The organism is Vibrio sp. 10N.261.55.F4, from assembly GCF_041470465.1.
In the GTDB taxonomy this organism is placed as follows: Bacteria; Pseudomonadota; Gammaproteobacteria; order Enterobacterales; family Vibrionaceae; genus Vibrio; species Vibrio crassostreae_C.
In genome coordinates this window covers 30,807-41,797 of record NZ_JBFRMM010000003.1, presented here as the reverse complement: position 1 = coordinate 41,797, position 10,991 = coordinate 30,807, and the positions used below count along the sequence as shown (strand labels likewise).

The 10,991-nt window shown below is 45.9% G+C and carries 10 protein-coding genes and 1 riboswitch; of the genes, 7 read left to right on the top strand and 3 right to left on the bottom strand.

Translation table 11 applies throughout. The features are described 5' to 3' along the window. Nucleotides 1-9: 9 nt before the first annotated feature. Nucleotides 10-366, top strand: a complete 357-nt coding sequence (locus tag AB4249_RS03390) for a gamma-glutamylcyclotransferase (RefSeq protein WP_017069403.1) — start codon at nucleotides 10-12, stop codon at nucleotides 364-366. Between the two features lie 87 nt (nucleotides 367-453). Here the strand turns inward: AB4249_RS03390 and fbp are convergent, their stop codons facing one another. After that, entirely contained in the window at nucleotides 454-1,464 is a 1,011-nt protein-coding gene (gene fbp / locus AB4249_RS03385; RefSeq protein ID WP_008220458.1) for a class 1 fructose-bisphosphatase, read from the bottom strand. A 270-nt stretch (nucleotides 1,465-1,734) separates the two neighbouring features. Between fbp and mpl the strand changes: the two genes are divergently transcribed. The 5 genes from mpl to thiQ all read left to right on the top strand — a co-directional run bounded on the left by mpl (nucleotide 1,735) and on the right by thiQ (nucleotide 7,374). Continuing rightward, a complete protein-coding gene (mpl, locus tag AB4249_RS03380; RefSeq protein WP_065584318.1) occupies nucleotides 1,735-3,093 on the top strand; it encodes a UDP-N-acetylmuramate:L-alanyl-gamma-D-glutamyl-meso-diaminopimelate ligase in 1,359 nt (452 codons plus the stop codon). A gap of 38 nt (nucleotides 3,094-3,131) precedes the next feature. Further along, a complete protein-coding gene (locus AB4249_RS03375) occupies nucleotides 3,132-3,755 on the top strand; it encodes a flavin prenyltransferase UbiX (RefSeq protein ID WP_016787846.1) in 624 nt (207 codons plus the stop codon). Nucleotides 3,756-3,798: 43 nt separating this feature from the next. After that, nucleotides 3,799-3,918: riboswitch (TPP riboswitch) on the top strand. A gap of 53 nt (nucleotides 3,919-3,971) precedes the next feature. After that, nucleotides 3,972-4,964 carry a thiamine ABC transporter substrate binding subunit gene (gene thiB, locus AB4249_RS03370; protein WP_017058906.1) on the top strand — a complete coding sequence of 331 codons (993 nt, stop codon included), beginning with the start codon at nucleotides 3,972-3,974 and terminating at the stop codon, nucleotides 4,962-4,964. A gap of 92 nt (nucleotides 4,965-5,056) precedes the next feature. Then, entirely contained in the window at nucleotides 5,057-6,670 is a 1,614-nt protein-coding gene (gene thiP, locus AB4249_RS03365; protein WP_372102318.1) for a thiamine/thiamine pyrophosphate ABC transporter permease ThiP, read from the top strand. Then, nucleotides 6,670-7,374 (top strand): thiamine ABC transporter ATP-binding protein, encoded by a 705-nt coding sequence (gene thiQ, locus AB4249_RS03360; RefSeq protein WP_102333029.1) that lies wholly within the window; start codon nucleotides 6,670-6,672, stop codon nucleotides 7,372-7,374. The genes thiP and thiQ overlap by 1 nt, the downstream gene beginning before the upstream one ends. Nucleotides 7,375-7,482: 108 nt before the next feature. Here the strand turns inward: thiQ and yjgA are convergent, their stop codons facing one another. Continuing rightward, nucleotides 7,483-8,007, bottom strand: a complete 525-nt coding sequence (gene yjgA / locus AB4249_RS03355) for a ribosome biogenesis factor YjgA (RefSeq protein ID WP_017058909.1) — start codon at nucleotides 8,005-8,007, stop codon at nucleotides 7,483-7,485. Nucleotides 8,008-8,125: 118 nt separating this feature from the next. Here yjgA and pmbA point away from each other — a divergent pair, with 118 nt between their 5' ends. Beyond that, the gene (pmbA, locus tag AB4249_RS03350; protein ID WP_017058910.1) at nucleotides 8,126-9,469 is read left to right on the top strand and encodes a metalloprotease PmbA; all 1,344 of its coding nucleotides are present in this window, start codon (nucleotides 8,126-8,128) and stop codon (nucleotides 9,467-9,469) included. A 96-nt stretch (nucleotides 9,470-9,565) separates the two neighbouring features. Here the strand turns inward: pmbA and mgtE are convergent, their stop codons facing one another. Beyond that, a complete protein-coding gene (gene mgtE, locus AB4249_RS03345; protein ID WP_017058911.1) occupies nucleotides 9,566-10,921 on the bottom strand; it encodes a magnesium transporter in 1,356 nt (451 codons plus the stop codon). Nucleotides 10,922-10,991 lie beyond the last annotated feature (70 nt).

Here is a 10,991-nt window from a genome sequence, read left to right as displayed (position 1 = left end):
GGAGGGCATATGCAGCATCTTGTTTTTGTCTATGGAACCTTGAGGCAAGGTCAGTCCAATCACCATTATTTGCAGGGCTGCGATTTATTAGGGCAGTTTGATACACCTAAGGAATACGCACTTTTTGATTTAGGTGCCTATCCGGCGATGATTTTGGGAAAGAAAAGTGTCGCTGGTGAGGTCTATATCATTAACGACGAAATTTTAGAGTCGCTCGATCGGCTAGAAGATGTTCCTGTTGAGTATCGTCGCGAGCAAATAGAGACTATATTTGGATTAGCATGGGTATATTTGTATCAGCTTGATCTAACAGCTAATAAAGAAATACTTTCGGGTAACTGGTGTCAGCGGAACAATGATTCCTAACTAGTTAATCACCTTACGAGACAACAAAAAGCCAGCACTGAGGTGCTGGCTTTTTAATAGCGTTAGTTTGAGAATGAAATGAGAGGGTTACTCAGGGTTCAGCTCAAGAAACTCTTCTACTTTACGTACCATTTTTGTTGAACCAACGAAGAAAGGCACACGTTGGTGTAGCTCAGTTGGTTTGATATCCATGATACGCTGTGCACCGTCTGATGCAATACCGCCAGCTTGCTCCATAAGGAAAGCAATAGGGTTGCATTCATAAAGCAAACGCAATTTACCTTGAGGGTGGCTCTCTGTACTTGGGTATAAGTAGATGCCGCCTTTTAGCAAGTTACGGTGGAAATCAGACACAAGAGAACCAATGTAACGTGACGTGTAAGGGCGGTTATCGCTTGGCTCGCTTTCCTGACAGTATTTGATGTACTTCTTAACACCGGTTGGGAAGCGGATGTAGTTACCTTCGTTGATCGAGTAGATCTTGCCTTCGTCTGGAATCATCATGTTTTCATGAGATAGACAGAAAGTACCCAGAGATGGATCGTAGGTGAAACCATTTACGCCAGCACCAGTTGTGTAAACCAGCATGGTTGAAGAACCGTAAATTACGTAGCCGGCAGCTACCTGTTTGTGACCTGGTTGCAGGAAGTCTTCTTGAGTCGGTGGTGTTCCGATTGGAGAGACACGGCGGTAGATAGAGAAAATCGTACCAACCGATACATTTACATCGATATTTGATGAACCATCAAGTGGGTCCATCAACACGACGTATTTTGCGTTTTTGTTGAGCTCTTTATTGAAGGCAACCGCTTCGTCTTCTTCTTCACTTGCAACACCACAAACTTGGTCACGAGCTTCTAGAGCCGCTTTAAATTTGTCGTTCGCATAAAGGTCTAGCTTCTGCTGCTCTTCACCTTGAACGTTGTCTGTACCAACAGCGCCAGTGATGTCGACTAGGCCAGCCTTGTTGATCTCACGGTTAACAATTTTTGCAGCAAGTCGAATAGACGACAAAAGGGATGATAGATCACCGCTTGCATGGGGGAAGTCACTCTGTTTCTCAACAATGAACTCACCAAGGGTGCGCATCTCAGACATGTTATTTCCTTAAACTTCTCTCAATATTAGGGGGGATTTGAGCACTGTAGATTCGGCCTCTTGAGTGGGCTTTATTCATCTAGACGCTTACCTAAATTCTAAAGGTTAGATCTTTTTAATGGTAATGAACTAAGCGACACAGATCTCACTTACTATGTCGACTCAATTTGTTTTGCATTGCCGCTCGCTTTTAATCGCCATTTAATGATAATGAGTGCAAGCCGTTTTAATTAGGCATTGTTTATTTAGCCAAGCGTTTGGAAGCAATTTATGCATATTCATATCTTAGGAATTTGTGGCACCTTCATGGGTGGTGCTGCGGTATTGGCTCGTCAATTAGGTCACAAGGTTACGGGTAGTGACGCGAATGTTTACCCACCAATGAGCACCTTGTTGGAGTCGCAAGGGATTGAAATTATTGAAGGGTTCGACCCAAGCCAACTAGAGCCTAGGCCTGACCTGGTGGTTATCGGTAATGCGATGAGCCGTGGTAACCCATGTGTTGAGTATGTCTTGGATAACAACCTTAGATACACCTCTGGTCCACAATGGCTGCAAGAGTTCTTATTGCATGACCGCTGGGTTCTTGCGGTGTCCGGTACTCACGGTAAAACCACAACTTCCAGTATGTTGGCTTGGATCTTGGAAGACTGTGGCTATGCACCGGGCTTCTTAGTTGGCGGAGTGTTGGGTAACTTTGGTATCTCTGCTCGCCTTGGTGAAAGCATGTTCTTCGTGGTAGAAGCCGACGAATACGACAGTGCTTTTTTCGATAAACGATCTAAGTTCGTTCATTACCACCCAAGAACCTTAGTGATGAATAACCTAGAGTTCGATCATGCGGACATCTTTGACGATCTTGAAGCGATTAAGCGACAATTTCATCATTTGGTGCGTACTGTGCCAAGCAATGGTCGCATTTTCTCACCTAAGCAAGACAGCGCTATTGAAGATGTTCTAGCTCGCGGTTGCTGGAGTGAAACTGAATCGAGTGGCGAGCAAGGCGACTGGGATGCCAAGAAACTGGTCAAAGATGGCTCTCAATTTGAGGTTTACTTCCAAAATGAATGTGTTGGAACCGTAAATTGGGATTTAGTGGGCGACCACAACGTAAATAATGCTTTGATGGCGATTGCAGCTGCACGTCATGTGGGCGTGACACCTGACCTTGCTTGTGAATCACTAGCTACCTTTATTAATACTAAGCGCCGTTTGGAGTTTAAAGGCGAGGTGGCAGGTGTGTCTGTTTATGACGATTTTGCTCATCATCCAACGGCGATTGAACTTACGCTCGGGGGATTACGTAATAAGGTCGACACTAAGAAAATCATTGCCGTTTTAGAGCCTCGTTCTGCCACCATGAAACGTGGTGTGCACAAAGAAATACTGGCTGATTCGTTGAAGCAGGCGGATTCTACCTACTTATTCCAACCGGATAACATTGATTGGTCAGTTCAAGATGTTGCAGACGCTTGTCACCAACCGGCACACGTGAGTGATGACATGGATGCATTCGTTGCTAAAATTGTCTCAGAGGCACAAGCTGGCGACCAAATTTTGGTAATGAGTAATGGTGGCTTTGGTGGCATTCATCAAAAACTGTTGGATGGATTGGCACTCAAAGGCTAACGGCATCCACGACCTTATAATTTGAAGTAATTGAGAACATGACAAAACACGATAAAGCGATAACCCTTGCTTTCACTGGCGCATCCGGTGCGCCTTATGGCCTGCGTTTACTTGAATGCCTTTTGGCAGCCGATTATCAGGTCTACTTGCTGATTTCATCGGCAGCGCGAGTGGTATTGGCGACCGAGCATGAACTTAAGTTACCTGCTGGGCCAGATGCGGCGAAACAAGCTTTGGTTAAACATCTTGGCTGCGACCCTGAAAAGCTGGTGGTGTGTGGCAAAGATGATTGGTTCTCGCCGGTTGCCTCTGGTTCAGCAGCACCTAAACAGATGGTCGTTTGTCCATGTTCAGCGGGAAGCTTGGCTTCGATTGCTCATGGTCTATCAGATAACCTGATTGAGCGAGCAGCAGACGTAGTCATGAAAGAGCGAGGCCAATTGTTGTTGGTGGTTCGCGAGACGCCATTTTCGACGCTTCATCTCGAGAACATGCACAAACTTTCGACCATGGGCGTAACGATCATGCCTGCAGCTCCGGGTTTTTATCATCAACCCAAGTCAATTGAAGATCTGGTCGACTTTATGGTGGCGCGTATTCTAGATCACCTTGGTATCGAACAAGGTTTAGTGCCACGTTGGGGTTACGATCAACGTAATTGATCCAAACTTGATAGCTTATTGTTAAAAATCAAATTACAATTCTGAACACTCATCGGGGAGCGAACCATTCAAATAATGAATGCGAGCTGAGATCAAGCAGGTGCTTGGGACCCGTAAACCTGAACCAGATAATGCTGGCGTAGGAATTGAGTTAGGAACAACCTCTACCGTTCTCCTCCCTCAAACCTGTGCCGCTCAGACCATGGAGAGCGTCCAGTGAAATTCACATTAACTACCCTTGCTGTTACTACAGCTATTTCTTTTTCTGCCTTTGCTGCAGACAACACTTTGACTGTATACACCTATGACTCTTTTGCTGCGGATTGGGGCCCTCGTCCTGCCGTTGAAAAAGCATTCGAAGAGAAGTGTGGTTGTGATGTGAATTTTGTCGCTCTAGAAGATGGCGTGTCTATTCTGAACCGTTTACGTCTTGAGGGCGGCAACAGCAAAGCCGATATCTTGCTAGGTCTCGACAACAACCTGATGGCTGAAGCGAAAGCGACGGGCTTATTGGCTGAGCATAATGTTGATACGTCATCGGTAACGCTTCCTAATGGTTGGAACGACAGCACTTTTGTACCCTATGACTTTGGCTACTTTGCTTTTGTTTACAATAAAGAGAAACTGGAAAACCCGCCGAAGAGCTTGAAAGAACTGGTTGAGCAGCGTGATGATCTTAAGGTCATCTACCAAGATCCACGTACATCAACACCAGGCCAAGGCATGATGCTTTGGATGAAATCAGTATACGGTGATGAAGCGACAGCAGCATGGAAGAAGCTTGCTCAGAAAACAGTGACTGTAACCAAAGGCTGGTCTGAAGCTTACTCTATGTTCCTAGAAGGCGAGTCGGATTTAGTCTTGTCTTATACAACGTCTCCGGCTTACCACATTATTGCTGAAAGCGATTCTAAGTATGCAGCAGCAAGCTTCGAAGAAGGGCATTACACTCAAGTGGAAGTGGCCGCTAAGGTTAAAGGCAGCAAGAACGAAAAGCTTGCTGATGAGTTTATGGCGTTTATCCTAAGTGATGAATTCCAATCGGCGATGCCAACAGGCAACTGGATGTACCCAGTGACCGATATTGAGCTTCCAAAAGGGTTCGAGCAACTTACGGTTCCTCAGAAAGCGCTAAGCTTTACGCCCGAAGAAATTGCAGCTAAGCGTAAGCCATGGATTCGTGAATGGCAGAGTGCACTTACTTTTTAATTTGCTTTTAAAAAATTAGCTTTCTAACTTTCTGTATTTAAAGGTTTGTTCGATGTTAACTGAGCGAACCATTTACGGTAAAAAATCAATCTATGATAAAGAAAACACCTAAGGTTGGGATTTGGGTTGCGATACTCATTACCGCCTTCGTGGTTTCAGCAGTTGGGGCATTGCTTAGCAATGCCCCTTCTCTTGATATCAGCCAAGTATGGTCCGATCCCTACTATTGGCATGTAACGAAATTCAGTTTTTATCAGGCGACACTCTCAACGGTGCTGAGTGTTGGCTTTGCTATACCTATTGCTCATGCGCTGTGTCGTAGACAATTTTTTGGACGCGCTTTGTTGTTAAGGCTGTTCGCGTCGACCTTAGTCCTGCCAGTGTTAGTGGGTGTATTTGGCTTACTTGCGATCTATGGCAATAGTGGTTGGTTAGCTAAGTTTTTGGCGAACTTCGATATTGAATTGCCATTTTCCATATACGGATTGAATGGTATTTTGCTGGCGCACGTTTTCTTCAACTTGCCTTATGCCAGTCGCTTACTTCTGCAAGCGTTAGATACCGTGCCTGCCGAGCAACACAAGCTTTGTGCTCACTTGGGTATGAGTCATTGGAACAAATTCAGATGGGTTGAATGGCCTCGCTTAAGACAGCAATTACCACATGTGTGTGGCTTAATCTTCATGTTGTGTTTTACCAGCTTTGCTACCGTGATGGCGCTAGGCGGTGGACCTAAATCAACCACTATCGAGCTCGCTATTTATCAGGCGATTAAATTCGACTTTGACCTTCAAGCTGGTGCCTTGCTCGCGATATGGCAAATGCTGCTGTGTGGTGTGCTAGCGGTGAGCATTCAACGCCTATCGAAGCCTATTTCAGTGACGGCCAGTCAGCTGTCGGAAGAGAAATATTTGGTTAAGGACAGCTGGTGGTCAAAAGCTTGGGATAGCTTTTGGATCATCATAGTCTCAATGCTGGTATTGCCGCCATTAGCTATGGTTATCGTCAGTGGAATTAACTCGCAGGCATTAACCGTACTCAGCAGCGAGCCGTTTTGGGCGGCGTTAATGACCTCGGTTAAAGTCGCGTCATTAGCAAGTGTTATCGCGGTTAGTATTGGTATCGCCATACTACTGACTAGCCGAGCATGGCGTTTACAGAACAAGAATTTTCGAGCCGATAAAATCGAGCTGATTGGCACTATTATCTTGGTGACTCCGGGGCTGGTGATCAGTACGGGTATCTTCTTATTACTGCGTTCATTCACCGATGTATTCAGTTTAGCTTTCTTTATCGTGATTGCCGTCAACAGCTTAATGGCGCTGCCTTACGTAATTAAAACCCTAGCTCAACCTATGCTGCATTTGTCTCAGCAGTACCAGTATGTGTGTGCAAGCTTGGGTATGACAGGTTTCACGCGTTTTAGGTTAGTGGAGTGGCGAGCATTGCGTAAGCCGATGGCGCAAGCCTTCTCGATTAGCTTTATGTTGGCGATGGGTGACTTAAGCGCGATTGCTTTGTTTGGTAGCCAAGATTTTAGAACTCTGCCTTTGTACCTATTCCAATTGTTAGGCAGCTATCAAATGGAAGCGGCGGCGGTAGTTTCTGTGAGCTTACTGTTACTGAGTGTCGGCAGTTTTAGCTTAATAGAATTCTTATTTACTCGAAGATCTAAGCTCGATGCTAAAGAATTAAGGAACCGATGATGTTAGTGATGAAAGATGTGGATTACCATTATCACAGAGAGTTGTTTAGCTTTGATTTTCAAGCTGAGCAGGGCGATATTGTTGCGCTTATGGGGCCGAGTGGTGCGGGTAAATCTACACTGTTGGCGCTAGTTGCTGGTTTCATCGAGCCTACATCGGGTGAGATATCAGTGGCTGGGCAGTCGCTTATTGGTAAAGAAGCACATCAGCGTCCGTTGGCGATGTTGTTTCAAGAGCACAACCTGTTTGCCCATCTCACGGTACGTGAAAATATTGGTTTAGGTCTGCACCCGGGATTAAAGCTTACGGCAACCCAAAAGCTCAAAGTTGAGCAAGCAGCCGCACAAGTAGGTGTTGCAGAGTATTTGGATAGATTGCCTGAGCACTTATCCGGTGGTCAACGCCAGCGTGTCGCGTTAGCGCGTTGTTTTGTTCAGCCACATGACATTTGGCTGCTTGATGAACCTTTCTCTGCGCTTGACCCTTTGCTTCGCGAAGAGATGCTTAGCTTAGTGAAGCGATTAGCGGCAGAGCGAAATATTACGGTCTTGATGGTGACTCACCATTTAGGTGACGCACGCAGTATCGCGAATAAGTTTGTGTTTGTGGCGCTAGGTCAGGTGTTGGTTGAAGACTCGATAGAGGCACTGACGGCGGATCATCCACAGGTAGAATTAAGCTCATTTGTTAAAGCGGGTGAGTGACGACTCATCACTTTTGTTTAATCTCTCTGATATTGAGTACGTAGAAAACAAAAAGACCTAGCATGCGCTAGGTCTTTTATTCACTCTATGAGTAAAGCGAGATAACGATTAGTCTTCTAGCTTTAGCTCTTTTAAGATTTGGAAGATCTCACGAGAAGACTTTGCAGGCTTGTTCGCTGATTTCTCTTTGTTAGCTTGGCGAGCTAGCTGACGAAGACGCTGACGGTCTGCTTCAGGGTACATTTCCATTACTTCTGAAATAGCCGCATCACCTTCAGCAACAACACGATCACGCAGTTGCTCAAGCTTGTGTAGCTCAGCTGTTGCTTGTGAGTGTTTGTTACGTACTTTATCCAAAGCCGCTTGAATTGGCTCAGGATCGACATTGCGCATTACTTTACCAATGTATTGAAGTTGACGACGCTTCGCTTCATTTTTAAAGCGTTGTGCATCTTTAATCGCTTGTGCCAAATCTTCAGACAGCGGAAATTTGTCTAATACAGAAGGCTTTAGACCAACAAGCTCTTCTCCCAGCTTTTGCAGGGCATCCATGTCGGTTTTCATTTCTGTCTTACTTACCCAGATGATTTCTTCTTCTGGTTCCCATGGGGCTTTTTGGTTTTTGCGAGCCATCTTTTCTGCCTATGTCACTATCTCAAACGAATATATTGCCTATTTTAGCAAGAATCTTGGGGAGAAAGCGAAATTCTTGTTATCCTACGTAATATTGACCTAAAAAATTAGAATAGATATGGATGTAAAACAGCAAGTCGCCCAGCAAAGAGTTGAGCTAGAAGCCGCAGTAGCTAAAGCGTTGGATATGGCATCAGTGAGTGCAGACGCAGCTGAGGTCGCTATTACTAAGTCAACGGGTTTAAGTGTTTCAACACGTATGTGTGAAGTGGAAAACGTTGAATTTAATAGTGATGGTGCGCTAGGTATTACTGTTTATCGCGGCCAGAAAAAAGGCAGCGCATCTACATCTGATCTGAGTGAAAAGGCTATTGCTCAAACAGTCGCGGCTGCGCTTGATATCGCTCAGTACACGTCTGAAGACCCATTTGCAGGTCCTGCAGCAAAAGAATACATGGTAAAAGAAATTCCAGACTTGGATCTTTTTCACCCTGATGAACCAAACCCTGACTATGCCGCTGAGATTGCGATTGCTGCTGAGAAGCAAGCGTTAGCTTATAGCGACAAGATCAAACAGAGTGATGGCGCAAGCTACGATAGCCACTATGGCGTTAAGGTTTATGGTAACAGCCATGGCTTACTAGCAAGCTACGCTTCAAGTCGCCATAGCACGAGCTGCTGCGTGATTGGGCAAGGCGCTAACGGTGAAATGGAACGTGACTACAGCTACACCGTTGCACGTCACCGTGACGAGCTGTGGACGCCTGAGCGTGTAGGTCAAGAAGCTGCAGAAAAGACCATTAGCCGTTTGGATGCGAAAAAGCTACCAACAGGCCAGTACCCAATTATGTTCGCTAATGATGTGGCAACTGGCTTGATTGGTCACCTTGTTATGGCGATCAGTGGCGGTAACCTTTACCGCAAGTCGTCATTCCTATTGGATCATCTCGGTCAGAAAATCCTACCTGACTGGTTTAACATTTCTGAGCGACCACATATCTTGCGTGGTTTGGCTTCAAGCCCATTCGATAGCGAAGGTGTGTTCACTCAAGATCGTGAAATCATCACTGACGGTGTGCTAGCAACTTACCTACTAACGAGCTATGCCGCACGTAAGATGGATATGACGCCAACCGGTCATGCTGGTGGTATTCATAACTGGTTCGTTAAATCGACCGGTCAAAACTTTGAGCAGATGCTAAAAGAGTTGGGTACTGGCTTCCTAGTCACTGAAGTGATGGGCCAAGGCGTAAACACCGTAACGGGTGATTATTCACGTGGCGCTGCAGGTTTCTGGGTTGAAAACGGAGAGATCCAATACCCAGTATCAGAAGTAACAATCGCAGGTAACCTAAAAGACATGTTTACTCAGATTGTTGCTGTGGGTAACGACGTAGAAACACGTTCGCAAATTCAAACGGGTTCTATCCTGCTTGAGTCGATGAAAGTCGCGGGTGAGTAATTCAATTAAAGTGAATCTGATGAATTAAAAAAGGGAGCCGTGGCTCCCTTTTTGTTTTCTGTATTTCGCCAAAAATTGGCTAACTGCTTATGCTAACTAGATCAGTATGGTCGCTAAGCCTAGGAACACCGATAGGCCAATAACATCGGTTACTGTGGTCAGTGCCATACCGCCAGCAAGGGCTGGATCGATATTCATCTTCTTCAACATCACTGGGATAGTTACACCAGCAATACCTGCGACAATCAAGTTGGTCATCATCGCCGCTGAGATGATGCCTCCCAGTATCCAGTTACCTTTCCAAGCCACCACGATACCACCAATGATAACGGCCCATAGAACGCCGTTTAGGAAGCCGATGGCTGCCTCTTTGAGTAGCAGTTCGCGTTTGTTACTGTCACCGATATGACCGAGTGCCAAACCACGAATCACCAGAGCAACGGTTTGGTTACCCGCAACACCCCCCATCGAAGGCACGATAGTCATCAGAACCGCAATCGCTGCCATTTGATCGAGCGTTGCTTCAAACATGTTTGATACAGATGCTGCCGCCAGTGCTGCGAGTACGTTAGCACCAAGCCACACACTACGACGACGAGCAGATTTTACGACCGGTGCGAAGGTATCTTCGTCATCGTCCATACCCGCCATACTCATCATTGAGTGTTCGGCATCTTCACGGATAACATCAACCACGTCATCGATGGTGATACGACCAACAAGGTGCTGGTTACTATCGATGACAGGCGCAGAAACCCAGTTACGACGTTCAAACAGGCTCGCGATATCTGACGCACTGGTTTCTACCGCGATCGCTTCGTCGGCATCATCCATCACTTCTGAAACAGGGACATCAGGTTGAGTCGTTACTAGCGTGGTAAGTGATAGGTTACCGATAAGACGTTCTTCTTCATCAATAACATACAGAGCATCAGTTGCATCCGGCAGTTCGCCACGCATACGCATGTAGCGCAATACAACGTCAACATCGACATCACCACGAATCGTGATTACGTCGGTGTTCATGATCGCACCCGCTGAATCTTCAGGGTACGACAGGGCAGTTTCAACTAATGCACGATCGACGGAGTCCATTTGAGAAAGGACTTCGCGAGAAACATCGTCGGGTAGGCTTCGAAGTACGTACGCGACGTCATCGGTTTCCATACCTTCGGTTGCTTCTGCCAAGGTCTCAGGTGCCATTTTCGACACAAGAGCATCTTTGACGTCTTCGTTTAGTTCATCAAGAATTTCACCGTAGTCTTCAGGATCGGTGAGTTGCCAGAGTACGTCACGACTTTTGCGAGGGGAGGCTTCTAAAAGGTGTGCAATATCTTCAGGCTCCATGTCCTGAAGTTGTCGGCGTACGTGAACAAATCGGCCGTTTTCTAGGGCTTCGCTGACTTCTTGGAGGGTTTGGTGAGCTTGGTCGAATTCTAATTGCTCTGCCATATTTTCCTCCTATCTCATTATTCTAACAATGGTTGGAATAGTAACTTAATTCTGGGGCTTATTTAAATCA